Annotated in this window: 14 protein-coding genes and 3 pseudogenes; 15 read left to right on the forward strand and 2 right to left on the reverse strand. The window is 69.3% G+C overall.

The genetic code is table 11. The annotated features are described in order from the left end of the window. Positions 1 to 19: 19 nt before the first annotated feature. The 8 genes and pseudogenes from TNCT6_RS40980 to TNCT6_RS20940 all read left to right on the forward strand — a co-directional run. A pseudogene (locus TNCT6_RS40980) lies at positions 20 to 139 on the forward strand (IS481 family transposase); the annotation flags it as partial. Between the two features lie 915 nt (positions 140 to 1,054). Beyond that, positions 1,055 to 1,333, forward strand: coding sequence for a hypothetical protein (locus tag TNCT6_RS40985; protein ID WP_253266177.1), 279 nt, complete (start codon positions 1,055 to 1,057; stop codon positions 1,331 to 1,333). Positions 1,334 to 1,731: 398 nt separating this feature from the next. Beyond that, positions 1,732 to 1,827 (forward strand): annotated as a pseudogene (locus tag TNCT6_RS42100) (IS5/IS1182 family transposase); the annotation flags it as partial. A 375-nt stretch (positions 1,828 to 2,202) separates the two neighbouring features. Next, a complete protein-coding gene (locus TNCT6_RS20920; protein WP_141360952.1) occupies positions 2,203 to 3,318 on the forward strand; it encodes a DegT/DnrJ/EryC1/StrS aminotransferase family protein in 1,116 nt (371 codons plus the stop codon). Further along, the gene (locus TNCT6_RS20925; RefSeq protein WP_141360954.1) at positions 3,315 to 4,340 is read left to right on the forward strand and encodes a Gfo/Idh/MocA family protein; all 1,026 of its coding nucleotides are present in this window, start codon (positions 3,315 to 3,317) and stop codon (positions 4,338 to 4,340) included. Before TNCT6_RS20920 ends, TNCT6_RS20925 begins: the two co-directional genes overlap by 4 nt. A 75-nt stretch (positions 4,341 to 4,415) precedes the next feature. Next, on the forward strand, positions 4,416 to 5,699 hold the full coding sequence (locus tag TNCT6_RS20930; protein ID WP_141360956.1) for a nucleotide sugar dehydrogenase: 1,284 nt from the start codon (positions 4,416 to 4,418) through the stop codon (positions 5,697 to 5,699). Between the two features lie 58 nt (positions 5,700 to 5,757). Then, positions 5,758 to 7,134 carry a glycosyltransferase family 4 protein gene (locus TNCT6_RS20935; protein WP_141360958.1) on the forward strand — a complete coding sequence of 459 codons (1,377 nt, stop codon included), beginning with the start codon at positions 5,758 to 5,760 and terminating at the stop codon, positions 7,132 to 7,134. After that, positions 7,134 to 9,227: a glycosyltransferase family 1 protein gene (locus TNCT6_RS20940; RefSeq protein WP_253266178.1), complete on the forward strand. Its 2,094-nt coding sequence runs from the start codon at positions 7,134 to 7,136 to the stop codon at positions 9,225 to 9,227. The genes TNCT6_RS20935 and TNCT6_RS20940 overlap by 1 nt, the downstream gene beginning before the upstream one ends. 93 nt (positions 9,228 to 9,320) lie before the next feature. On the opposite strand, the gene TNCT6_RS20945 is transcribed toward TNCT6_RS20940, so the two are convergent. Then, the gene (locus tag TNCT6_RS20945) at positions 9,321 to 9,917 is read right to left on the reverse strand and encodes an acyltransferase (RefSeq protein ID WP_141360962.1); all 597 of its coding nucleotides are present in this window, start codon (positions 9,915 to 9,917) and stop codon (positions 9,321 to 9,323) included. A 280-nt stretch (positions 9,918 to 10,197) separates the two neighbouring features. On the opposite strand from TNCT6_RS20945, the gene TNCT6_RS20950 reads away from it, so the two are divergent. The 5 genes from TNCT6_RS20950 to TNCT6_RS20970 all read left to right on the forward strand — a co-directional run bounded on the left by TNCT6_RS20950 (position 10,198) and on the right by TNCT6_RS20970 (position 23,878). Next, positions 10,198 to 11,691, forward strand: coding sequence for an FG-GAP and VCBS repeat-containing protein (locus TNCT6_RS20950; protein WP_141360964.1), 1,494 nt, complete (start codon positions 10,198 to 10,200; stop codon positions 11,689 to 11,691). A 187-nt stretch (positions 11,692 to 11,878) separates the two neighbouring features. Next, a complete protein-coding gene (locus TNCT6_RS20955; RefSeq protein ID WP_141360966.1) occupies positions 11,879 to 12,637 on the forward strand; it encodes a hypothetical protein in 759 nt (252 codons plus the stop codon). 116 nt (positions 12,638 to 12,753) lie between these two features. After that, positions 12,754 to 16,458, forward strand: coding sequence for a LamG domain-containing protein (locus tag TNCT6_RS20960; protein WP_141360968.1), 3,705 nt, complete (start codon positions 12,754 to 12,756; stop codon positions 16,456 to 16,458). Positions 16,459 to 16,613: 155 nt separating this feature from the next. Continuing rightward, on the forward strand, positions 16,614 to 23,540 hold the full coding sequence (locus TNCT6_RS20965; protein WP_172632967.1) for a polymorphic toxin-type HINT domain-containing protein: 6,927 nt from the start codon (positions 16,614 to 16,616) through the stop codon (positions 23,538 to 23,540). Further along, positions 23,540 to 23,878, forward strand: a complete 339-nt coding sequence (locus TNCT6_RS20970; protein ID WP_141360970.1) for a hypothetical protein — start codon at positions 23,540 to 23,542, stop codon at positions 23,876 to 23,878. The genes TNCT6_RS20965 and TNCT6_RS20970 overlap by 1 nt, the downstream gene beginning before the upstream one ends. Positions 23,879 to 24,009: 131 nt before the next feature. Here TNCT6_RS20970 and TNCT6_RS20975 read toward each other — a convergent pair. Beyond that, a pseudogene (locus TNCT6_RS20975) lies at positions 24,010 to 24,135 on the reverse strand (IS481 family transposase); the annotation flags it as partial. A 1,187-nt stretch (positions 24,136 to 25,322) separates the two neighbouring features. On the opposite strand from TNCT6_RS20975, the gene rplU reads away from it, so the two are divergent. Together rplU and rpmA are read left to right on the forward strand one after the other, a co-directional pair. Next, complete coding sequence (gene rplU, locus TNCT6_RS20980) at positions 25,323 to 25,643, forward strand: 50S ribosomal protein L21 (RefSeq protein ID WP_030749991.1); 321 nt, start codon at positions 25,323 to 25,325, stop codon at positions 25,641 to 25,643. Positions 25,644 to 25,657: 14 nt separating this feature from the next. Then, complete coding sequence (gene rpmA / locus TNCT6_RS20985; protein WP_141360973.1) at positions 25,658 to 25,912, forward strand: 50S ribosomal protein L27; 255 nt, start codon at positions 25,658 to 25,660, stop codon at positions 25,910 to 25,912. Positions 25,913 to 25,986: the final 74 nt, after the last annotated feature.

Genomic DNA, 25,986 nt, shown 5'->3' on the forward strand with positions numbered 1-25,986 from the left:
CGTATCCCCGACGGCGTCGCAACAAGCTCGCGCCTACCGGCCGCAGACCAACGGCAAGGTCGAACGCCACAACTGCGCCCTGCTCGACGAGTGGGCCTATCTGCGGCCCTGCACCACCAACGACGAACGCACCGCAGCCCGGCAACTGACGTGGCGTCTGCAATCGGTTGCCGGCCTTCGGCCGCCGATGACGATCCGTCGGACGCTCCTCCAAGCCGGACCAACGACTGCCTGAAACGAAAACCGTACTGTGCCTGTCGACCAGGACAGTCACGTCCGGTAGGTCGGCGGTGGTCAGCCCGCGGCGCTCAGCGTGATCAGCCTGCAGAATCCGGAGCCAGGGTTTACCTGCAGGCGTCTTCGCCGGAAGTGGCAGCACCACTGCCACCGAGGTAGTGCGGTTCAGCTCAAGCCTCCGCTGCAAACGCTACAAACCGAGCCCGGTCGTGCCACTTTACAAGTGAAGTGACAACGAGTCAGGGAGCTTTGGAGCCACGTACGTGGATGGCCTGTTCGGTGACTGCGACCTTATCGACGACCCCGGGGTCTTCAACGCCAAGTTACGCGAGTAGGAGAACTATTAGACCGAACCAGAAGACCGCGACACATCAGTGCGCGTTTGGTCAAGAGGCTAAATTCGTCAATCGTGTGGCACTTTTAAGACAATCGTTGAACGTGCCCCTAATTTCGCACGTACGTCTGATTAAGATCGGCGGTTGAAGCGGCAGGGAGATGGCTCTTTGTGCGGAAACCAGCATCCCGAGTGCCATGCCGCTGCTCCGCGGCGCGGTTGCACCACCACGGCAGTGCCATGGCGCTGCCATGGTATGCGCTTACGCCGAGTGGAGCATGACTACCGAGAGGGGATCCGATGAAGGCGAAAATTTTTGGTGCCTGTGTGGCAGTTTCGGCAGCCGTTCTTACCTGCCTTGCTACTTCGACTCCAGCATCAGCGTTCCCGTACTGGCAGGAGGTGAGCACAAGCTCAACCTGGAGTTGCTCGCCCTACAAGACTCACCGCCTGTCTCTTAATATCAATTTTAAGACGTGCATCGTGCGTAACGCCAAGAATGATGCGCAGGCCGTGCTTGTCGTGCAGAACAGCGGCACCAAGGCCGCCGTTATTCGCGGTGTCGTTCATCACTACAACACAGGTGGCACATACGCCGGGAACTGGGACTTTTCATGCTTGGAATCGACGCTCAATCCCGGCTTCACGCGCGGTTGCTTCGGCACAACCTACTCCGGTACGCGTGACATCTCCGCGACTTCCGAATTGTGGATGAACGGCTATGATGCGGGTAATCTCAGCACAGACTCATGGCACGGGTAATTCTTGTCTGACAGGGCGTACCACGAGGCGGCTACGTCACCACAAGAGCTGGTGAGGCAGCCGCCTCCTTCCCCATGCTGGATGCCGCTCTCATCGACGGCCCGCTGACCTCGGACCAGGTTGAACGGCCCGCGCATCCCGAACGGCACCGCGTCACCTTCGAGGCGAACATCAGCGAGCCGGTACCCCAAGGGCGCCGAGCAGGTCGGCGTGGCCCGTCTGTAGGGGCCGGTGCAGATGGGCCGCCTGCCCCGGGCCGCATCCTGGGGCGCGGCCGTCGCCCTGGTACGGATTCCTCCCCGGCGCGTACGCGAGCCGCGAGGTTGCCGGGATGCTGGAGGAGCTGCGCCACCGGCCGGCGAGGGCTCGGGCGGTGGCGCTCGTGTGCCCGCGGCGGCCGCATGAACGGCTGGAAGACCCTGCACGGCTGACGCCTGAAGGGCGACGGCGTCCACCACGCCGTGCTCGGCATCGCCCGTCTGTACAACCTGGCGCCTCCGGTGCCGCGCCGCCGCTGCCCGCGCGAGCGCACCCGGCCCGCTCGGACCCCGGTCGAACGCCCGAGGTTACGGAGGGGTGGCGGACAGGGGAACGCACGTGCGCCTTTTGATAGCCTGAACGGCGGTATCGGCCGCTGCCGAGACGTACACCCAGGCGTTTGCCGAGGACCACAGCCGACGAGCACGCCGGACGTCCCGCTCGCGGCTGACTCTCCCTCAGAGCACCCCGTCGGCGGGGGATTCGGCGGAGACCTGTACGCCGTCCCGTAGCACCGGTGATCCACGGGAAGCGGACGAACGTGCCACGGCGGCCACCTCCCGGCTCAGGTATGTCGTGCGGCGACAAGGCCGTTGAAGAGGAGGACGCCGATGGCGGACGCCCTGGAGTCCATCCCGGCTGCTCGGCCGGTGATCGGCGATGAGGAGATCGAGGCCGCGGTGCGCGTGCTGCGCAGCGGCAGGGTCGTGCAGGGGCCCGAGGTGGCCGCCTTCGAGTCGGAGTTCTCCGAGTTGGTCGACGGGCGCCACTGCGTCGCCGTCAACTCCGGGACCTCCGCGCTCCAGCTGACCCTGATGGCCCTCGGTATCGGCCCGGGCGACGAGGTGATCGTGCCCTCGTTCTCCTTCGCCGCTTCCGCCAACGCCGTCCGCCTGGTCGGCGCCGACGTCGTCTTCGCCGACATCGAACCCGGCAGCTTCTGCCTCGATCCCGACGCGGTCGAGGCGGCCGTCACCTCGCGCACCGCCGCCGTCATGCCGGTCCACCTGTACGGGCACCCGGCGGCCATGGACCGGCTTCTGCCGATCGCCGAGAAGCACGGCCTCGCCGTCGTCGAGGACGCCTGTCAGGCCCACGCGGCGCAGCTGAACGGCACTCCGGTCGGCGCGTTCGGCACCGCCGGAACGTTCAGCTTCTACCCGACGAAGAACATGCACGCCCTGGAGGGCGGCATGATCACCACCGCCGACCCCCAGGTGGCGCGCACCCTCAGGCTGCTGCGCAACCAGGGCATGGAGCAGCGCTACGCCAACGAGATCGTCGGCGCCAACATGCGGATGACGGACGTCGCCGCGGCCATCGGGCGGGTGCAGCTCGGGCGGCTCGCCGAGTGGACGGACCGCCGCCGCGCCAACGCCGCCCACCTTGACGAGCACATCAGCGCGCTGGTGACGCCGCCGGTCGCCGAGGGTGCGCGGCACGTCTACCACCAGTACACCGTGCGGGTGCCCGAGGGCATGGACCGGGACGCGGTGCAGGAGCGGCTCACGGCCGCCGGAGTGGGCAACGCCGTCTACTACCCGACCCCCATCCACCGGCTCACGCCGTACCGGGAGCCGGACCGCAAGGCCGGCCGGACCTGGGACCTGCCGCAGACCGACCGGGCCGCCGCCCAGGTCGTGTCGCTGCCGGTCCACCCGTCGCTGACCGACGCCGACCTCGTGCGCATCGCCGACGCCGTGAACACCCTGGGAGACACACTGTGAGTGAGGCGAAGCTGCGGGCCGGTCTCGTCGGCCTGGGGTCCATGGGCCGCCACCACTGCCGGATCCTGTCCGAACTCGACGGCGTGGAACTGGTCGCCGTCGTCGACCCGATGGGCGACAAGTTCGGCGTCTCGCGGGGCGTGCCGGTCCTGGAGTCCGTCGAGCAGCTCGTCGCGCTGGGCGTCGACTACACCGTGGTGGCCTGCCCGACCGCGCTCCACGAGGAGGTCGGCCTGCAGCTCGCCGAGGCCGGGGTGCACGCGCTGGTCGAGAAGCCGGTGGCCGACACCGTCGAGGGCGCGCGGCGCCTGGTCGAGGCGTTCGAGGCCCGCGGCCTGGTGGCCGGCGTCGGCCACATCGAGCGCTACAACCCGGCGCTGCAGAGCCTGCGGGCCCGCCTGGAGGCGGGTGAGCTGGGCGAGGTGTTCCAGGTCGTGACCCGCCGGCAGGGGCCGTTCCCGCACCGCATAGCCGACGTGGGCGTGGTCAAGGACCTGGCGACCCACGACATCGACCTGACCGCCTGGGTCACCGGCAAGCCCTACGTGTCGGTCTCCGCGCACACCGTCTCCAAGAGCGGCCGCCCGCACGAGGACATGGTCGCCGCCGTCGGGCAGCTGGCCGACGGCACCATGGTCAACCACCTCGTCAACTGGCTGAGTCCGCTCAAGGAACGGTTCACCTCGGTCACCGGCGAGCGCGGCTGCTTCATCGCCGACACCCTCACCGCGGACCTGACCTTCCACTCCAACGCGGCCGTCGCGACCGAGTGGGAGGCCCTGCAGGCGTTCCGTGGCGTCGCCGAGGGCGACATGATCCGCTACGCGATCCCCAAGCGGGAGCCGCTCCTCGTCGAGCACGAGTTCTTCCGGGACGCCGTGCTCGGCCGCTCGCACGAGATCTCGACGCTCCGCCAGGGCCTGCGGACGGTCGAGGTGGCCGCCGCGGTGCTCGAATCCGCCGCCACCGGTGACACCGTGCGGCTGGACACGGCCGACGACGCCGTGCCGTCCGGGGCCTGACGCTCGGCCCATCGCTTCCCGCCGGGTCCCGTGTCCCGGTCCCGCAGACCGCCCCGAGAAAGAGGCACCCCGTCCATGAACATCTGCGTAGTCGCCCTCGGGAAGATCGGCCTGCCGCTCGCCGTGCAGTTCGCCTCCAAGGGCCACCGGGTGATCGGCGCCGACGTCAACGAGAAGGTCGTCGACCTGGTCAACGCCGGTACCGAGCCCTTCCCCGGCGAGCACGACCTCGACGTCCGGCTCAAGCGGGCCGTCGACGACGGGCTGCTGTCCGCCACCACCGACACCGCCGACGCGGTGGCCCGGTCCGAGGCCGTCGTCGTGGTCGTGCCGCTGTTCGTGGACGCCGAGGGCGTGCCGGACTTCGGCTGGATGGACGCGGCGACCAAGGCCATCGCACAGGGGCTGAAGCCGGGCACCCTGGTGTCGTACGAGACCACGCTCCCCGTCGGCACGACCCGCGACCGCTGGGCGCCGATGCTCGCCGAGGGCTCGGGGCTGACCGCGGGCGAGGACTTCCACCTGGTGTTCTCCCCGGAACGGGTCCTCACCGGCCGGGTCTTCGCCGACCTGCGGCGCTACCCGAAGCTGGTCGGCGGCATCGACGAGGCGTCGACCCGGCGCGGCGTGGACTTCTACCAGCAGGTCCTCGACTTCGACGAGCGCGACGACCTGCCGCGGCCCAACGGCGTGTGGGACCTGGGCACCTCGGAGGCGTCCGAGATGGCCAAGCTCGCCGAGACCACCTACCGGGACGTCAACATCGGCCTGGCCAACCAGTTCGCGCGCTTCGCCGACACCGCGGGCATCGACGTCAAGAAGGTCATCGAGGCCTGCAACAGCCAGCCTTACAGCCACATCCACCAGCCGGGCATCGCCGTCGGCGGCCACTGCATCCCGATCTACCCGCGGATGTACCTGTGGAACGACCCGCAGGCCACCGTGGTGCGCGCCGCCCGCGAGGCCAACGCGGCCATGCCGGCGTACGCCGTCGACCTCCTCGCGGCCGCCTACGGCGATCTGACCGGCGTGAACGTCCTCGTGCTGGGCGCCGCCTACCGGGGCGGTGTCAAGGAGACCGCGTTCTCGGGCGTCTACGGCACGGTGGAGGCGCTGCGCGAGCGCGGCGCGGTGCCCTGCGTCTCCGACCCGATGTACACCGCCGAGGAGCTGACCGCGTACGGCCTGCCCCCGCACGAGGGCCAGACCGTGACCGCCGCCATCCTCCAGGCCGACCACGCCGAGTACCGCGAGCTGTCGGCAACCGACCTGCCGGACGTACGCGTCCTGGTCGACGGCCGCCGCACCACCGACCCGGCCCGCTGGGAGGGCGTGCGCCGGGTGGTCATCGGCGGCTGACCAGCAAGCGGCTCGGTCGCCCGCCCAACGGCCCACTCATCCAGCTGAGGAAGCTCTCTTGTCAACCGCTGAACCAAGACCCGAGGCGGGCGACCGCCCGCACCTGCTGTACTTCGCGATCGGTTTCCCGCCCGCGGCCAAGAGCTGCGTTTTCCGCATGCGGGAGACCGCCAACCAGTTCGTGTCGCTGGGGTGGCGGGTCACCGTCGTCACCATTGAGGACGAAGGCTGGCTGGGTGACTGCGGCATCGACCCGACCCTCTCCGCGTCCGTCGACCCCCGGATCGACATCGTGAAGCTGCCGCTGTCCCGGGACGACCTGGAGACCGACCTGCGCCGGTTCTCGCGGGAACGGGCCATCGACCCGAAGCTGTGGCACAGGACCATGCGCGAGCGGGCGTCCGAGGTCTTCCCCGACCCAGTCTTCGGCGGCTGGCGGTACGACCTGGAGGAGGCCGCGCTGCGCATCCACCGGGAGAACCCCGTGACGCTCTCCCTGGCCAGCTGCGTCCCGTACGTCCAACTGGCCCCCGTGCGACGCCTGTACGAGGACTGCGGCGTGCCCTACGCCGTGGACTTCCGCGACGGCTGGTCCATCGACGTGGTGGACGACGTCGAGGCGTTCCCCAGGGATTCCGAGGCGGCGAAGTGGGAAGAGCGGGCCATCGCCGACGCGGTGTCCTTCTGGTGCGTCAACGACCCCATCGCGGAGCATTACCGCAACCGCTACCCCGAACACCGCTCACGCGTCCACGTCGTCCGCAACGGCTACGACGCCGACAGCGTGGACCTGCCGGCCCGGCAGCGGTCCGCCGACGAGCCGCTCGTCTTCGGCCACCTGGGAACAGTCAGCTTCTCGGTCCGGCTGCTGGAGAAGGTCCTTGAGGCCTGGAACGCCGCGCGCGCCCGCGATCCGCTCGTCGCCTCGGCCACGCTGGAGGTACGCGGACACATCGGTTACGGAGCCAACCGCGGCGCCAACCAGCACATGGAGCTGCTGCGCGGGGCCGCCGACGACGGAGTCGTGGTCGGCGGCCCCGTGCCCAAGGCGGAGGTGTCCCAGGTCTACGGCGGCTGGGACGCACTGCTGCTCGTCATCCTGGGCGGCCGGCACATGACCTCCGGCAAGGTCTACGAGTACATGAGCACCGGCCTTCCGATCGTGTCCATGCACGAACGGGAGCACGACGCGTCCCACCTCCTGGACGGTCACCCCCTGTGGACCGGTGCGCACGGTCTCGACGTCGAGAAGCTGACGGATTCGTTCTGCCGCGCCGCCCACCTGGCGGTCTCGGCCACCGACGAGCAGCGCCGGGCGGCACGCGCGCACGGTGCGGCCTATGAGCGCGGGACGCTCATGCGGCCCGCGGTGCGGGCCCTGACCGAACTGGTCACGGGAGCGGTCCCCGAGATCAAGGAGAAGGTGGAATCGTGATGGACGTGCTCGTCGTGGTCGGGCGCACGCCCAACATCGACATCCTCTCCGCGTTCGTCGCCGAACTGAAGGAACTCGACGCGCGCGTTCATCTCGTCGGCACCTTCTCCGAGCCCGCCATCGACCCCGAGTGGGGACTCGGGACCGTGCGGCGGGTGGCGACGGACGGTGCCAACCTGGACTGGCGTGCCCGGGCCCGTGCCGTGGAAATGCACCCGCACGAACGCTTCTGGGCCTACGTCGGCGCGGACCAGGAGGTGCTGCGTCTGACGAAGGCCGCCGACGTGATCGTCGCAGTCGACACCAAGGCCTACTACAGCGCCTGGGAGCTGGCCCGGCTCAACCCGCGGGCACACGCGTGTGCGGGCCTGGCCGCGGCGCAGCGCAAGGCCCAGGCGGTGCGGGACGGGGTTGCGCGGCCGCCGAGCGCCGAGCAGACGGGCGAGGGGGACAGCGGGCAGGAGGAGCGCACCTCGGACATCGCCCTGCTCCTGGGCAACGAGAAGCTGCTGGGAAACAAGGCCGGTGCGGTTCTCGCCCGGCGTGTACCGCTCCTTCCGATGCGGGAGAAGACCCGCGTCGACATGACCCGCAACCTGGTGACCGGTCTGTTCGCCGCCAAGCGCAACCAGGCCGCGCTCGCGACCGCGAGTTCGGTGGCGGGGAGGCTTCGCGACACCGAGGCGCGTTCCGAGGTCCTGCGCAACGCGACCCGGCGTGCGCTGGCGCAGGGATCCACGCCGGACACCCTGCTGGCCTCGGCCGAGGCCGACCTCGCCCACGCCGACCGCCTGTTCGCGGAGCAGGACGCGGCCGGCGCCGCGGAGTTCGTCAACCACGGCCTGCAGACGGCCTTCCACCGCGTCGCCCACATCGACCAGCGGATGAGCCCGCTGCCGAAGCGGGCGGAGGAGTTCGCCCGTCTGACCGCGGCGTCGACGGCAGCGTCCGCTGTGGCTGGGGGGCGCGGCCGGGCGCATCCGGTGGCGGAGCCGGAGCCGGGCAGGCCGCGGCGCCTGCTGGTCGTGACGGACGGCAACGACAACTTCCTCGGACTGATCAGGAACCACTACGAGTCGAATCCCGACGTCGAGCTCAGGTTCCTCGACATCACCGACTATCCCGGCATCAAGCGGCTCGCCGGCAACCGTCGGCGTCTCCTGGACTACCGCCTCGGCGGCGATCCGATGTACGGCTTCACCGCCGAGCAGCATCTGCGCCCCTACCTCGACTGGGCCGACACGGTGTTCATCGACTGGTGCGCCGCCGCCGCGGCGCTGTTCACCAGCGTGGACCCGGGCACCGCCCGCGTCGTGGTACGGCTCCACAGCTACGAGGCCTTCTCGCACTGGCCCCGGCTGACGGACTTCTCCCGCGTCGACGACCTGGTCTTCGTCGCGGACCACATCCGTGACCTGGCCCTGCGTTCCGTGCCTGCCCTGACCGGACCGCAGGCGCCGCGCACGCACATCGTCGACAACGGCATGGACCTCGCCGGCTTCGCCCTGCCGAAGAACCCCGACGCCCGCTTCACCGTGGGCATGGTGGGCATCGGGCAGGTCGCCAAGGACCCCTTGTGGGCCCTGCGCGTCATCCGGGAACTGCGCCGCTGCGACGAGCGCTACCGGCTGGTGATGATCGGCGGCGACATGAACACGAAGGCGAGTCAGGCGGCTGCCGCCTACCAGCGCTCCTTCCAGCGCAAGGTGGCCCCGCTGGTGAAAGAGGGGGCCGTGGAGCGCCGGGGAGCCACCACCGACGTGCCCGGCAACCTGCGGGACGTCGGCGTCATCCTCAGCAGCTCCGTGCGCGAGGGCTGCCATGTCGGCGTGATGGAGGGCGCCGCCAGCGGGGCGGTTCCCGTCGTTCGTGACTGGCCCTTCTTCGCGGGGCAGAAGCACGGCGCCTCGACGCTCTACCCGGCGGAGTGGGTGGTGGCCACCCCGGAGGCGGCCGCGGACCGGATCCTCGCCGTCACCGCCGACGAGGAGACGTGGGCGGGGCACGGCCGCGAGAGCGAGAAGTACGCCCTGGCCTCGTGGGACTGGCCGGTGGTCCGGGGAGAGTTCGACCGGCTCTTCGGCATCGGCTGACGCGGAGAGCCCGGCCCTTGGGCCAGGAGGGCGTGAGACGGCCCGTGGTCCGCAGGCAGGTTCCTGCGGACCACGGGCCGTTCGTCCACTTCCTCAGGCGTCGCGCTCGGTGAGGGCGCCGTCCTTCTCGTCGTACAGGGCGCCCGTCTGCGGGCACTGCCACACCCCGGACTCCTTCCGCACGAGCTTGTGCCCGGCACGCCCCACCCAGCCGGTCTGCCGCGCCGGCACGCCCATGACCAGGGCGAAGTCCGGGACGTCCTTGGTGACGACGGCGCCGGCGGCGACCATCGCCCAGCGGCCGATGGCCAGTGGTGCGACGCACACGGAACGCGCGCCGATCGAGGCCCCGTCGGCGATCTTCACGCCGACGGCCTCCCAGTCGTCGCCGCGCTTCTGCTTGCCCTCGGGGTCGACGGAGCGCGGGTTGTGGTCGTTGGTGAGAACGACGGCCGGGCCGATGAAGACGCCGTCCCCGAGTTCGGCCGGCTCGTAGACGAGTGCGTAGTTCTGCAGCTTGCAGTTGTCGCCCATGCGCACGCCCGAGCCGACGTACGCGCCGCGGCCGATCACGCACCCCTCGCCCAGACGGGCATCCTCACGGATCTGCGCGAGGTCCCACACGCTGCTGCCGGCACCGATCTCGGCGCTCCCGTCGACCTGGGCACTGGGCTGGACCCTGTAGTTCACCTGGCTGCCTTCCCCTGTTGGCTTCGGCAGCGAGCATATTCCCCGCCGCGGGAGGACCCGCGTCCGCCCTCTGGCGCTCGCGTGTGCGGCGCATGCAGGTGTCATGAACGAGATGTGGCCAGAGTGTGACGCTCGCCACGCGGGTGCTGCCGCCGCGGTTATTGCATGCTCACCTCAAGTGAGGGGATGATCACTTGACCTTTTTTGAACCCTCTTTACTTGTGGGGTATTTGTGCCAAGGGCGGGGAAAGGATGGCGGCGCGCGGCCGCCGCTGTCCTGATGGCAGCGTTATCGGTCTGGGGGCTCGGACCTGGGGGAACACCGGCCGCGGCCGCCGTCGCGTGCCCCTCGGGGGTTGAGTCCGACTTCAACGGCGACGGCATCAGGGACACGGCGATCTCCGACCCCGAGGCGAGCGACGAGGGCGTCCCGAAATCGGGCGCTGTGCACGTCGTCTACGGCGGGGGCAAGGGCACACTCACCCTCCTGCAGTCCTCCGCCTCCGTTCCGGGAGTCCCGGAGGCGGGCGACCAGTTCGGTTACTCGCTCGCCGTCTACGACGCCGACCTGGACGGCTGCAGCGATCTGGTCGTCGGCAATCCGTTCGAGGACATCGGCACTGTGCCGGACTCCGGGTCCGTGCACGTGTACTACGGCTCCACCAAGGGCTTGAACGCCGGCGGCAAGGCCGTGAAGGAGTTCTACCAGGGCAGTGGCAAGGCGCTCGGCGGCGGTCCGGAGACCGACGACTGGGTCGGCTACGCCCTCGCGGCCGGCAAGACCTCCGACGGCGCGCCCTACCTGATCATCGGCAGCCCCGGCGAATCCATCGGCACGGTGGAGGACGCCGGCGGCTTCTACTACGTGAGCGGCACCGCGCAGACGGTCGTCTTCGTCACCCAGGACACCGACAAGGCCGGTGCCGTGCCCGGTGTGGTCGAGGTGGACGACCGCTACGGCTCCGCCCTCGCCGCGACGCCGACCCACTTCGCGGTGGGCACGCCCGGCGAGGCGCTCGGCACCACGACCTTCGCCGGCGGGGTGGCGGAGTTCAGCCACACGCTCGTCTCCGGTTACCCCAAGCCGATCGCCGGGATCGCCCAGGACCAGGCCGCCGTCAGCGGGGCCGAGGAGGTCGGCGACCAGTTCGGCGCCGCACTCGCCATGGTCCCGTACCGGCCCGCGGGCGCCACCTCCACCACCGAGTCGCTGCTCGCGGTCGGCGTTCCGGGCGAGGACCTGTCGACCACCGTCGACGCCGGTGCCGTCCAGGTCTTCCGGCTCACCGCGACCGGCTTCACCGAGGTCGCCTGGATCGACCAGAACACCGCCGGGGTGGAGGGCGAGGCAGAGGCCGGCGACTTCTTCGGCCGGCGGCTCGCCGCGGTCAACACCTCCCCGAACACGACCTCCACCGGCGCCACCACCCGGCTGGCGATCGGCGTGCCCGGCGAGGAGGCGGAGGAGGAGTACCCGGACAAGGGCGGAGTCCTGATCGTCCCCCTGGTCGGCGATCCCGGCGCCTCCGACTCCTGGGTCGAACCCGGGTACGGCATCCCCGCCGAGCCCGCACCGCGCATGCTCACCGGCCTGTCCCTGAGCGCGTCACCCTCGCTGCTGTACGTCGGGGTGCCCTACGGGCCGCCCGGGAACAGGGCCGTCCACGGCTTCCCCTGGAATGTCGCCCCCGGCGGGGCGCCGACCCAGACGTTCAGGCCCGGCGTGGGCGGCATCCCGGCGGCGGGCGTCGCCTTCGGCGCGGTCGTCGGCTGACCGTCGCGCTCCCACGCCGGCGGTGCTCGGTCGTACCGCGGCGTCATCACAGCAGGAGGAGGGGCGAACTCATGTCCGCGAGCGGACAGAGCACTGCAGAGCGTCACCGGCGATTAGGCGGAGGGCGACGACAGGCGGCGCATCGCGGCCGGCGTACCGCTTCCGTGGCACTGGTCGGAGAGAGGACGTGGGCACCGTGCGGGACGCGGGCCACGTTCAGATCGTCTTCGGTTCGACCACCGCTGTCGGGCAGGAGTTCCCCAGCAAGGGCTTCGTCCAGGGTGCGAACCAGCCGCTGGGCGGTGGGCCCGAGGAGGACGACTGGCTCGGATACGCGGTGGCGGCCGGCACGTCCCCGACCGGCTACCCGTTCCTGGTCATCGGGGTTCCGGGCGAGGACGGCGCGGGCGGCGTGGACATGGGCCTGATCGGCTACGTCTACGGGACCGACTTCAAGGCGGCGTCCGTGAGACAGAACAGCACCGGGGTGTGGGGGGAAGCGGAGCCGTACGACCGTTTCGGCGCCTCGATCGCCGCCACCGACCGCTTCTTCGCGGTCGGTGCTCCCGGCGAGAGCATCGGAACCGTCGCCTTCGCCGGAGGCGTGCAGGCGTTCAGGCCGTCGATCAACTCGAACGGCATACCCGACCCGCTCTTCGGCATGGGCCAGGGCCGTGTACCCGCACCCGACAGCGCCGCCCAGACCGACGACCGCCACGGCAGCGCGCTCGCGATGGCCCCGTACCCGCGGACCTACGCGGGCATCAGCCTCGGCAGCAGTCCCTCCGCGCTGTATGTGGGGGTTCCCTACGGGCCGGCCGGGGGGCACGCGGTCCACGCGTTCCCGTGGAACACCGCTTCGGGCGGCGCGCCGACGCAGACCTGGAGGCCCGGCGAGGGCGGCATCCCCGCGGGCGGCGCCGCCTTCGGTGCCGCCGTGCGATGACGCCCCGTTGGCCGCTCGCGGCGTTCCGCCGGGCAAGCCGGCCCGGCCGGTGGATTTCTGAGACCTGTATGAAGCGACTGGGGAGTGGACGCGTGTCCGCAGACAGACAGAGACCGATGCGGCGAGCCGTGCTGCTGCGTGCCGCCGTGGCGGCCGCCGTCACCGGCGCGGTGGTGGCGGGCAGCCTGGCCGTCCTGCCGGAGGACGGTGCAGACCCGGGGCGCGACCAGGCCCCGGTCGCCGCCGACCAGCCGGCGCAGACCGAACAGCAGGCCCTGGCCATGGCCAGGAAGAGCGGCAAGAAGTCCGAGGCCGTCGGACTGCGCACCGAGCGCAGGGAGATCTTCGCCGAGCCCGACGGCACCTTCACCGCCCGCGAGTACACCGAACCGGTCCGCACGGTCCGGGACGGCAAGTGGGTGGACATCGATGCCACCCTGGTGAAGCGGGCCGACGGCAGCTGGGGGCCCAGGGCCACCACGGTCGACCTCACCTTCTCCACCGGGCAGGCGGACAGGCCGTTCGTGACGATGCGGCGGGCGGGCCGTGAGTTCGCCCTGACCTGGCCGTACGGCGAACTGCCGGCACCGCGGGTCGAGGGGGACACCGCCACCTACACCGACGCCCTGCCCGGAGTCGACCTGACCGTCCGCGCCGAGCCCGACGGCTTCGGCCACCTGCTGGTGGTCAGGACACCGGAAGCGGCGGCGAACCCGAAGCTGGCCAGGGTCGATCTGGGCCTGACCACGGACGGCCTGAAGGTCACCGAGGACCCCTCCGGCGCGCTCACCGCCGAGGACTCCGCGGTGGGCGGCACCGTGTTCCAGGCCGGAAAGCCCGCCATGTGGGACTCGGCCGCCGTCGCGGAGGCCGCCGCCGGAGCGCAGGGCCCCAAGGCCGTCACGAAGGCCCTGAAGTCCACGGCGGCCGGGGCGGACCGGCCCGCCGCGGCCGTCGGGACACAGGAGAACGGCGCGGCGGACCGGACCGACGGCGCCGCCACGGCGGCCCCGACCGGCGACCCCGGAGCACGCCAGGCACCGAAGGCCGCCCTCGAAGGCCCGGGCGGCGGCGGACGCGTGGCGCCGCTGGACGTCGAGGTCGGCAAGGGCAAACTGAGCCTCATCCCCGACCAGAGCTTCCTCAAGGACGCGGGCACCGTCTTCCCCGTCGTCATCGACCCGATCCAGCGCACCACCTCACGCACCGCGTGGACCGGCGTCATGTCGGGGATGCCGAGCGAGCAGGACTGGAAGTACTCGGGCAGCGCGGGCGTCGGCCGGTGCCCCACCGACTACAGCCCGGTCTCGTGCAACGGAGTCGGCGTCCGCCGCGTGCTGTTCACCATGCCGCTCTCCTACTACAAGGGGAAGCAGATCCTGGGCGCGACCTTCTCCGCCCGGGTCGAGCACATCTACAGCGCCTCTCCGACCGCGGAGCCCATCCGGCTGTACCGGGTCGGCGGCAAGAACCACACGATCACCTCGTCCAGCAACTGGTCCAACACCAAGGACCACTGGGACAGCAACCTGCAGACCGTCGACAAGGCGATCTCCCCGACCTCCTGCTCCAGCCAGGCCAACCTGCACTTCGAGAGCGGGGTGAGCGGCGCGCTGACCAGCCAGATCAAGACGGCCGCCGCCGACGGCTGGACCTCGATGACGCTGGGTCTCAGGGCGGCCGACGAGAACCGCTTCGCCGAGTGGAAGCGGATCTGCGGCAACGCCTACCTGTCGATCCAGTACAACAACCTGCCGCGGCAGATCAAAACGTCCGACATGTTCACCGACCCGGGCGGTCTGTGCAAGTGGGGCTCCGGCCGGCCGTACACCGACGTGCCGCCGAAACTCCAGGCCATCGCGAGCGACCCGGACCACGGCAACGGCCAGACCGACAAGGTGAAGGTCGAGTTCAAGGTGGAGTGGACCGACCCCACCACGAAGGAGGCCAAGTCCTACAGCTACACCACACCGGACTGGCTCTCCCCGACGAGCAGCACCAAGTTCACCCACACCGTCAAGTCGACGATCCCGCAGAACACCGTCGTCTACTGGAGCGCCCGGGCCTACGACGGTGACGGCTACGGCCCGTGGAGTTGGGAGGGCGACCCGGCGCAGCGCTGCGAGTTCATCTACGACAAGACATGGCCGGGCAAGCCGGTCGTCGTGTCCAAGGAGTACCCGTCCGACACCGTCTACCACGACGGCGTGGGCACCTACGGCACCTTCACCTTCGCGCCCAACCCGAACGACTCGGTCCCGGACACCGACGTCGTCAAGTACCTCTACGCCTTCGACGGCACCGCCGACCCGACGACCGCCGTCACCCCGAGCAAGGCCGGCGGCTCCGTCAGCGTGTCGTGGATGCCGACCCGTTCCGGGCGGCACTGGGTCGACGTGGTCGCGGTCGACAAGGCCGCGCACTCCAGCAGCAAGGCCCACTACGAGTTCCTGGTGAGCGAGGGCAAGCCGGTCACCGGCCAGTGGAACCTCGCCGACGAGCCGGGCAGCACGGAGGCCAACGAGGAGAGCGGCCAGTACGCGGCGACCGCGGGCAACGCCGTCACGTTCGGCGTGGACGGTCCCGGCGGGAAGGCGGACAGCGCGGCACACTTCGACGGCACCCCCGAGTCGTACCTCGACACGAACGAGACCGTGCTCGACACCGCCAGGAGCTTCAGCGTCAGCGCCTGGGTACGGCCCACCGCACTGGGCCGTGACATGGCGGTCGTCAGCCAGGACGGCACCGGCGAGCCCGGCTTCACCTTCGGCTACGACGCGTCCGCGCAGACCTGGAAGTTCTCCGTCCCGGTCAACGACGTGGACTCGCTCGGCGAGTGGAAGGCCGTCTCCACCGGACTGACCGTGGTCAAGGACCAGTGGGTCCTGCTGACCGGTGTGTACGACGCGCAGAAGAGCGGCGGCCCCGAGCTGCGCCTCTACGTCAACAAGGACTCCAAGGGCGTCGCCCAGCGGCGGTCCACCTGGAAGTCGTACGGTCCGCTGCAGATCGGCCGCGCCACGGCCAAGAGCGGCTACCGCGACCACTTCACGGGCGACCTCGCCGAGGTCCGTGTCTTCGACCGGGTCCTGCCGGCGGCCCAGGTCGCCGAGCTGATGACGGTCAAACCCGAACGCAAGGGCTACTGGCAGCTCGACGACGCCACCGGCGGTGCCTCCGCCGAGACCGGCGGCGGCCAGGCGCTCACCCTGGCGGGCGACGCCTCCATCTACCGCCCTGTCGACCCGCTGTTCGACATCGCCGCGTTGGTCGGCGACGGCAACCTGGTGCTGGACGGCGACGGCGACTACGCGTCGACCGCGACCGCCCCGGTCACCGGAAACAGCAGCTTCACCGTGACCGCCCGCGCCCAGCTCTCCTCGCTGGACCCGGAGAAGTCGCAGACGGTGCTGTCGCTGCCGGGCGCGAGGGCCAACCGCGTCCAGGTCCGCTACCAGGCGGTCACCGGCCAGTGGGAGCTCGCCGTCGCCACCACCGACGCCGCCGACGCGGAGGTCGTCACCTTCACCGACGACCAGGAACTGCCCGACACCGGCGGCTCGGGCCAGCACCTGGCGGTCGTCTACGACGCCTTCGCCAACTCGGTCCGGCTGTACGTCCAGGGCCAGCTCGTCGCCGGTGCCCACGGCACGAACGACACCCTGTGGTCCGCCACCGGTGGCCTGCAGGTGGGCCGCGCGCTGCGCGGGGCGAGCGAGTACTTCGCCGGCGCCATCGACGAGGTGCGTGTCTACAGCGGGGCGGCCGACCAGGTGGCGGTGCAGCAGATGGCCGCGCTGACGGCGCTGCCCGACATGTGACGCACCACCCCTTCATGTCCCGGGGCGCCGGACGCACTCCGTCCGGCGCCCCGGCCCCTCACGAGCCCGCCGGACCCCCCGGGGACGCCGGTGGCTCTCTCCTCCGACCAGGGAGTTGTCCGATGTTATTCCGTGGCCGCTCACTGAGCCGCCGTATGCCCGGACGGGCGGTCGCCGTGACGGTGTTCGGGCTTTCGCTCGCACTGTCCGCGTCGTCGGTCCAGGCAGTGGCGTTCGACGACGGCAACCGGGGCCGCACCAGCCGCCCCGGTGTCCAGGACGACGGGGACCCCGTCAAGGGATTCGCCGCCAAGTCCAAGCCCCGCCCCACCGATCCGGCGCGCGCGGCCGCGGTCAAGGGGCTCGACAGGGCGGTGTGGCCCCGGCAGGGCGGCGCCGAGGTGAGGCTGGGGGCGACCGCGGAAGCGGGCGGCCTGCCGGTCACGGTCCGCGAGACCGGAACCCCCGGCGGTGGCAAGGCCGGGCCCGCCGCCCGCGCCCAGGACACCGGGGCACCGGGTACGGTGCGCGTCGACGTCCTCGACCCGAGGCGGGCGGCGAAGCTCGGCGCCGGCGCGCTGCTCGGAGTGCGGCGCGCCGACGGCACCGGCCGGGCAGCCAAGGTCCGCCTGACCGTCGACTACTCGAAGTTCGCCGAGGGCTTCGGCGGCTCCTACGCCTCCCGCCTGCAACTCGTCCAGCTGCCGGCCTGCGCGGCGGTCGCCACCCCCGGCAGCGAGGACTGTCCCGAGCAGCCCGAGGTGCTGCCCACGGTGAACGACGTGCGGACCGGTACCGTCTCCGCCGACGTGACCGCCGCCCCGGCCCCCGCCGAGGGCGTCCCCACCATGGCGGCCACGGCGACCTCCCTGGTGGCGGTCGCGGCGGGACCCTCCGGCGCGCAGGGCACATACAGGGCCACCGCCCTTTCCCCGTCGGCCAGTTGGAACGTGTCCACTTCCTCGGGCGCCTTCAACTGGAACTACCCGCTGCGCACGGTCCCGACCCCGGGCGGCCTGGTCCCCACCGTGGGCCTCGGCTACTCCTCCCAGTCGGCGGACGGACGCACCTCGGCCACCAACAACCAGGGCTCCTGGGTCGGCGAGGGCTTCTCGTACGACCCCGGCTACATCGAGCGCCGTTACAAGCCGTGTTCCGACGACGGACACAGCAACTCCGGTGAGCAGTGCTGGGCGTTCGACAACGCCACGATCATGCTCAACGGCATGTCCGGCGAGCTGGTCAAGGACGACACCACGGGTGACTGGCACCTGTCGGCCGACGACGGCACGAAGGTCGAGAAGCTGACCGGCGCCACCAACGGCGACGAGGGCGGCTCGGGCGACAAGGGCGAGCACTGGAAGGTCACCACACCCGAGGGCACCGAGTATTACTTCGGCCTGAACCGTCTGCCGGGCTGGGCCGCCGGAAACGAGGAGACCAACTCCGTCTGGACGGCACCGGTCTTCGGCGACGACTCCGGTGAGCCCTGCTACAACGCGACCTTCGCGAGCGCTCACTGCCAGCAGGCGTGGCGCTGGAGCCTGGACTACGTCAAGGACACGCACGGCAACGTGATGTCCTACTTCTACGACCGCGAGACCAACTACTACGCGCTCAACGGCAAGACGGACGTCAACGGCACCGCGTACCACCGCGGCGGCTATCTCAAGCGCATCGACTACGGCCAGACGGACGGCAAGGTCTACGCGGCGAAGGCCCCGGCCCGAGTCGTCTTCAACACCGCCGAACGCTGCCTGCCCACCGACGGCTTCGACTGCGCGGAGAGCAAGCGAACCAAGGCGAACGCCGGCCACTGGCCGGACGTCCCGGTCGACCAGGAGTGCAAGTCCGGCACCAAGTGCACCGCCCCCGTCCAGACCTTCTGGACCACCAAGCGGCTGACGTCGATCGTCACGCAGATGCGCAAGGACGCCACGTCCTACACGGACGTGGACGCCTGGACCTTCACCCACCTGTTCACCGACAACGGCGACGACTCCAAGACGCTGTGGCTTTCGAAGATCGAGCACGAGGGCCGCGCGGGCACGGCCGCGAAACTGCCGACCGTGGACCTGTTCGGCGAGCAGCTCGCCAACCGCCTGGACGCGATCGGTGACAACATCGCGCCCTTCCACCGGTTCCGGCTCTCGGCGGTCCTGAGTGAGACCGGCGCCCAGCTCGACGTGAACTACGCGCCCACCGACTGCGCCAAGAGCGCGCTGCCCAAGCCGGGCGAGTCCACCAAGCGCTGCTACCCGGTGAAGTGGGCCCCGCCCGGCTACGTGGACCCGATCACGGACTGGTTCCACAAGTACGTCGTCGCGGCGGTCATCGAGACCGACCGCACCGGCGGCAGCGACTCGATGGTCACCCGCTACACCTACCAGGGCGACGCCGCCTGGCGTAAGGCCAAGCCGGACGGCATCACCGACGACAAGTACCTGACCTGGGGCGGCTGGCAGGGCTACGGCAAGGCCAAGGTCACCAGCGGTACGTCCGACCAGCAGAGCACGCGGGTCGACTACACGTTCCTGCAGGGCATGGACGGTGACAAGGACCCCGCCGGCGGCACCCGCTCGGTGAAGGTCAAGGACTCCACCGGCGCCGAGTACACGGACGCGGAGGAGTTCACCGGCCACGAGCTGGAGACGGCCGCCTACGACGGTGACAAGCTCGTCTCCAAGACGATCCAGACGCCGTGGATGCACTACACGGCCACCCAGACCAGGAGCTGGGGCACCACCCGCGCGGCGATCGTCCGCACGCAGGTCGGCCGAGGCTTCGACCTGAAGTCCGACGGCACCTGGCGCGAGACGAAGTCGACGACGACGTACGACACGGCCAACCGCACCGGCCGGGTCCTGCAGGTCGACGACCAGGGCGATCTGTCCACCACCAAGGACGACAGCTGCACCCGGACCACGTACGCGGACAACACGGCGAAGAACATCCTCTCGCTGCCGGCGCGCAGCGAAGCCGTCTCGGTGCGCTGCTCGGCGACACCCGACCGCAAGACGCAGGTCCTGGCGGACGAGCGCACGTCGTACGACAACGGAGCCTTCGGCGCGGCCCCCGTCAAGGGTGACGCGACCCGGACCGAGCGGCTGACCGCGCACAACGGCACCACGGCGACGTACCAGGTCACCGGCACCACGGCCTACGACTCGTTCGGCCGCCCGACGCTGCAGAAGGACGCCCGGCAGAACCCGACGAGGATCGAGTACAACGAGACCAACGGCCTGCTGACGAAGACGACCTTCACCAACGCGCTCGGTCATGTCACGACCACCGACTACACCCCCGCCTGGGGCATGTCGGCCGGCCAGACCGACCCGAACGGCAAGCGGACGGACCTCGCCTACGACGCGCTGGGCCGCCTGACCTCGGTGTGGCTGCCCGACCGGACCAGCAAGCAGACGCCGAGCATCAAGTACGCGTACAACGTCCGCAAGGACAAGGTCACCTCGATCAAGACGGAGAAGATCGAGAACGACGGCTCCTACGGCGCCGAGTACCAGCTCTACGACAGCCTGCTCAGGCCCCGGCAGATCCAGACCGAGGGCGCGAACGGCACCCGCATGGTCGCCGACACGTTCTACGACGGCACCGGCAACATCAAGAAGACCAACTCCACCTACAACGCGGCGGGCGCCCCGTCCGACGAGCTGCTGCCCGTCCGCAACGGTGAGGTCGGCGCGCAGAGCCTGCTGGAGTACGACGGCCTGGGCCGGACCACGGCCCAGATCTTCGCGGTCGGCGGTGCCGAGCAGTGGCGCACCACGACCAGGTACGACGGCGAGCTGACCCACGTCGACCCGCCGGCCGGCGGTGTGCCCACCACGACGGTCACGGACGGCCAGGGCAACACCTCCGAGATCCGGCACTACCGCCGCTCCTCACCGGGCGCGGGCGTGCCGTACGACTCCACGAAGTACACCTACACGCCCGCGGGCAAGCTGGAGACGGTCACCGACTCCAAGGACAACGTGTGGCGGTACGAGTACGACCAGCTGGGCCGCCAGACGAAGTCCGTCGACCCCGACGCCGGCACGTCGCGCACGGAGTACGACGAACTGGACCGGCCGGTCGCCTCCTGGGACGGCCGGAACAAGAAGACGTCCACGGTCTACGACGGCATCGGCCGGGTCGTGTCGACCTGGCTGGGCGACGCCGGCACCGGCACGAAGCTGACCGAGACGAAGTACGACAAGGCCGGCTGGCTCGGTCAGGCCTACGGCTTCCTCAGCTACGTCTCGCCGACGGACTACTTCGCGAGCGCAGTCCAGTCGATGGACGAGTTCTACCGCCCGCTGAAGACCGCGTACCAGGTCCCCGACTCCCAGGGCTCCCTCGCCGGCACGTACGTCTTCACATCGGCGTACAACCGTGACGGCACCCTGCAGTCCACCGGCCTGCCCGCCATCGGCGACCTGCCGGCGGAGGCGCTGACCTACACCTACGACGAGCTGCAGCGCCCGACGGCGATGAAGGGCACCACGTCGTACGTCACCAACACCGTCTACTCGAGGAACAGCCGGCTCCAGCAGCTGGAGCTGTTCACGGGCAGCGGCAAGAAGGTCTGGCAGACCTTCGACCACGAGACGGGCACCGACCGGCTGACCCGCTCGGTGGTCGACGTCTACGGCGCGACCGCCCCGGCCAAGGAGTCGAACTACTCCTACGACCAGGCGGGCAACGTCCTGTCCATCGCGGACACGGCGAACTCCGCGTCGCCGGACGTGCAGTGCTTCGCCTACGACAGCCGGCAGCGGCTGGCGGACGCGTGGACGCCGGCGTCGTCGGCGGCCGACGCGGCCGGCACGGGATCGCGTGGGTCCGTCGCGCCGGTGGGGGGCACCGGCCCGAAGGCGTGCGAGAGCGCTCCGGGGGCGAAGGCGCTCGGCGGCCCGGCCCCGTACTGGAAGTCGTACGAGACCGACGCCATCGGCAACCGGGTCTCCGAGACGATCCACGACACCGCCCTGAACGCGGCCAGGAACATCACCAGCGGCTACGAGTACGGCGGCGCGGGCGCCCAGGGCAACGGCCCGCACCAGGTCACGAAGGTGGTGGAGAAGACCCCGACGGGGGACCGGCAGTCGACGTACGAGTACGACGCCTCCGGCAACACCACCAAGCGCACGATCGGCGGCAACGCGCAGACGCTGGTCTGGACGGACACGGGCAAGCTCAGCGAGGTCACCGAGGCGAGCGGCTCGAAGACGACCTACGTGTACGACGGCTCCGGCAACCGCCTCGTCCGCAAGGACTCCTCCGGCACCACCGTGTATCTGCCGGGCACCGAGCTGAAGCTGTCGGCCGACGGCACGAAGAAGGAGGCCACCCGCTACTACGAGTACGCCGGCCAGACGGTCGCGGTGCGTAGCGGCGGCAAGCTGTCCTTCGTCGCCTCCGACCACCACGGCACGGGCGAGCTGGCGATCGACGCGGTGACCGGCGCGGTCTCCCAGCGGCGCTTCGACCCCTTCGGAGTGGAGCGCGGTGAGAAGACCGGCACCTGGCCGGGGGAGAAGGGCTTCGTCGGCGGCACGATCGACGCCTCGACCGGCCTGACGCACCTGGGCGCACGGGAGTACGACCCCCAGATAGGCAAGTTCATCTCGGTCGACCCGATCATCGACTACACCCAGCCGCAGCAGATCAACGGCTACGCCTACGCCAACAACTCCCCGGTCACGCACGCGGACCCCAGCGGCATGATCATCCCGGAGTGCTGGGAGGGGCTGATCGAATGCCGCGGCGGCAAGCCGTACTTCCCCAAGACCGGGGAGGAAAAGGCCCAGTCGAAGGTCGACCAGGCCTCCTCGAACGTGGCGGCGGCACAGTCCCAGCAGTCCGCGGCCAAGCAGCGCATCAAGTCCGCGGGTAAGGCGCTCGTCAAGATCGTCCGGGACATCCTCGGCGTCGACGCGGCCCTGGACTGCATCTCCACCGGTGACGTCGGCGCCTGCGGCGAGACGCTGCTGAACATCGCGGGCAGCTTCGCGGGCGGTCTGGCGGGCAAGATCCTTGCGAAGTACGGCGCCCCGTGGAAGTGGGCCAAGGGCCTCAAACTCGCCAAACGCGTGACCAACCTGGTCGGCGACCTGATCGGTGGCGCGAAGGACCTCTGGAAGGCCAACAAGGCGGTCGGCAAAGCGAAGGCCGGCCTGGCCAAGGCCATGGACAAACTGGCAGACGCCAGAAAGAAGGCGGCGGAGGCACGCAGGAAGAAGGGCGCGTCCGACGACCTCGGCTCATGTCCCGTCGAGGGCAAGCACAGCTTCCTGCCCGGCACGAAGGTCCTGCTCGGCAACGGCAAGACCAAGCCGATCGAGAAGGTGAAGCTCGGCGACGAGATCACCGTCACCGACCCGAAGACCGGGAAGACGACGGTACGCGAGGTCGTCGGCACGATCGTCACCGAGGACGACAAGCACTTCGTCGACCTGACGATCAGGGGTAAATCCGGCAAGGCCGAGGCTCTGGTCTCCACCACGACCCACCCCTTCTGGGTGAACTCCGAGCAGGCGTGGATCGAGGCCGGCGACCTCAAACCGGGCATGCGCCTGCACACTGCAGAGGGTGACTCGGTCGACCTCACCAGCATCCGCGCGTTCGACAAGCGTCAGCGCACGCACGACCTGACGGTCGCGGACGTCCACACGTACTATGTGCTGGCGGAGGCAACGCCGGTTCTGGTTCACAACTGTGGCGAAGAGGCCGGGGAGCACGTCTATCGCGGAATAGATTGGGGGCACTCCAAGTATGACGATGCTCTCGAAGGGCGAGCAGTGCCGCGCGGTGGAGATGCTGATGCCGCGTCGCACAATGGTGGCAACCTCGATAGCCCATTCACATCCTGGACGGACGATTACGAAGGCGTGGCCTTGGATGCCGCCGAACTAGGCAATGGCCCAGGAATTGTTATGCGTCATCGCCGCGCGGACATAAAGGATCGTCTAATTAAGGGTCCGCAGGATATTTACGGTGAGAGTGAGCTTCTGGTGGAAGGGGTTATCGAGGGTGCTGAAATCAGCATCAACAGGGGCCCGTGGCATCTACCTGGAGCAGGTTGATGAACGAGAGCTTTATCTCCGCTGAGGCGACTAGGCTGGGAATGGTTCATCTCGCCGCAGCGGTTGATGAGTACGGTGTAATCATCCTTCATGAGAGCACCGTTTCCAGGGCGCAGTTGATTCGCATCTTCGAGAATCGCCTCAGAAGGGCAGAAGCTCGTGATGACCGCGACGTGACTCGTCTTGTGACAGACTTGCTGTCTGCCTTCAATGGCGCACAGTCAGGTGAGCTCAAGCTGATTCATGTGCAGGCTGGAAAAATGGATGTGATGCTTTACGGTGAGGCTAGTGGCGAGAGTATTCTTGCTGCGGTGATCCTTTCTGGCGGCGATTCCTGACATAGAAAGACTGGGCTCCTCCAAGATATTCTGGAGGAGCCCAGTCTCGGCTCGTCGGCGCGCGACGCGGTCCACGCCAGCCGGTCCGGCGCGACGGTCGCCAGATCGATATGGCCGAAGTTCCACGCCACGGTCAGCACCTCTTCGGGCACTCCGAACCGCATCAGCCCCTCGCCGAAGGCCAAACAGACCGCCCGGGCCGTGGCCCGCTGCACCACCTTCGCGATCACCACGAACCGGGAGTGATCGTCGATCCCTCGCGCGTAGCCGTCTGACGGCACCGCCGACGGCAACACAGTTGTACGACAGCGCACTTCCACGCACATCTACGGACCGGCCAGAATTCGCCGACCAGCGAAAATCCAGGTGACGACCGCACGGCACGCACACGTACTACGTGCACGCGGGTGCCACTTCGCTAATCGTGCACAATTTCGGCGAAGGTGGTGACTGGGGGGAGGGGGGCTGAATGGCGACTCGAAATACGACGATGCAGTCGAGGGGCGCGCAGTGCCCCACGGTGGCCACTCTGGCTCGGGTCGGCACGCTGGGGGTAACACCGATCGTGAGTTCACGTCGTGGACTCACGATTATGAGGATGTGCCTCTGGGCGCGGCTGAGGAGCTGGGGCTGGAGGGATTGTCATGAGGATTCCACGCTCCAATATTCCGGCAAGCAAGGACATTCAAATCCATGGTACCGATTATGAGGTGTACGAGGAGTCGGAGCATGCGCTAAGAGGGGTGATCGAGGGTGCTGAGATCAGCGTCGACAGAGCGCCTTGGCGTAAACCGTGAGGGTAACGTCCCGCTGAACGATCGGTTCGTGCTTGGCAGAGCCCTTATCCGCTGGAGGGGCCGTGGAAAGAAGTCGCCTTATGCGACTCTTGGAAGGAGTCGACGAGGTGCGCCCTCTTTCCCGGGCCGCGCTCGGGGCGGGTGCCGAGTATGACATTTGGCCCGAAGGTGTCCTGCCGCGGCGCGTCGTGCCCATCTATGAAAGGCGAGAGCGCGTCGCGTGTCGCTCGGGTCAACCGTCAGTCGGATTCGAGGAGGCAATTGATGCTCTTCGCGTGCACCAAGGGGAAAAGATTGCGACAGGTTTCGTTGATGGTCGAAACCGAGGGGGATATTATTTCCAGCTCTTCCTGGATGCGGGTCTCAACCGTATCCTCGCTGTCTTCGGGATCAAGCCTTCTCCGGCGCGGGGCTCGCTGAGCGGCTCCGGGGCAGACTGATGGCACCTGTACGGGGCCCGGTTTGACCCCTCAAGCCGGGCCCCGTAACCTTGACCGTCGGCGTGTCGCCAGATGCGTCTCATCCCCGTAAACCTCTTCCTCCCGGGAACGGGCCCGCACGGGCCGTGGCCGGGAGAGGCCGTTCGCGCGTGTCGCGGGGCGGCTGGACTGCGGGGATACCGTTCCGAGCGAGAGAGTGAGATCCGCGTGTACGCCATCGTGCGCAGCGGTGGTCGCCAGCACAAGGTTGCTGTCGGCGACATCGTTGAGGTTGACAAGATTTCCACTGCCAAGGTTGGCGACACGGTCGAGCTCTCGACCCTGCTCGTTGTCGACGGCGACGCTGTGACCAGCGACCCGTGGGTGCTGGCCGGCATCAAGGTCCAGGCCGAGGTCGTGGACCACCACAAGGGCCAGAAGATCGACATTCTGCGCTACAAGAACAAGACCGGCTACCGCCGTCGTCAGGGCCACCGCCAGCAGTACACGGCGATCAAGGTCACGTCGATCCCCGCGGCTGCGAAGTAAGGGACTGAGGAGACATGGCACACAAGAAGGGCGCATCGTCCACCCGGAACGGTCGCGACTCCAATGCCCAGCGGCTCGGCGTGAAGCGCTTCGGCGGTCAGGTCGTCAACGCGGGTGAGATCCTGGTCCGCCAGCGCGGCACCCACTTCCACCCGGGCGCCGGCGTCGGCCGTGGCGGCGACGACACGCTGTTCGCGCTGCAGGCCGGTGCGGTGGAGTTCGGCACCAACCGCGGTCGCAAGGTCGTGAACATCGTTCCGGTCGCCTGATCGGAATTCTTCGCGAGGCGGACCTCACTTCCCCGGCGGGAAGGCGGGTCCGCCTTTCGCGTGTTACGCAGTAA

This window comes from Streptomyces sp. 6-11-2 (assembly GCF_006540305.1).
Taxonomy (GTDB): Bacteria; Actinomycetota; Actinomycetes; order Streptomycetales; family Streptomycetaceae; genus Streptomyces.

What these genes read in the sequence shown, in the direction of transcription:
- TNCT6_RS20920 (WP_141360952.1), top strand. Translation starts at nt 2,203, where the DNA reads ATGGCGGACGCCCTGGAGTCCATCCCGGCTGCTCGGCCGGTGATCGGC.
- TNCT6_RS20930 (WP_141360956.1), top strand. Translation starts at nt 4,416, where the DNA reads ATGAACATCTGCGTAGTCGCCCTCGGGAAGATCGGCCTGCCGCTCGCC.
- TNCT6_RS20940 (WP_253266178.1), top strand. Translation starts at nt 7,134, where the DNA reads ATGGACGTGCTCGTCGTGGTCGGGCGCACGCCCAACATCGACATCCTC.
- TNCT6_RS20950 (WP_141360964.1), top strand. Translation starts at nt 10,198, where the DNA reads ATGGCAGCGTTATCGGTCTGGGGGCTCGGACCTGGGGGAACACCGGCC.
- TNCT6_RS20960 (WP_141360968.1), top strand. Translation starts at nt 12,754, where the DNA reads ATGCGGCGAGCCGTGCTGCTGCGTGCCGCCGTGGCGGCCGCCGTCACC.
- TNCT6_RS20965 (WP_172632967.1), top strand. Translation starts at nt 16,614, where the DNA reads ATGCCCGGACGGGCGGTCGCCGTGACGGTGTTCGGGCTTTCGCTCGCA.
- TNCT6_RS20970 (WP_141360970.1), top strand. Translation starts at nt 23,540, where the DNA reads ATGAACGAGAGCTTTATCTCCGCTGAGGCGACTAGGCTGGGAATGGTT.
- rpmA (WP_141360973.1), top strand. Translation starts at nt 25,658, where the DNA reads ATGGCACACAAGAAGGGCGCATCGTCCACCCGGAACGGTCGCGACTCC.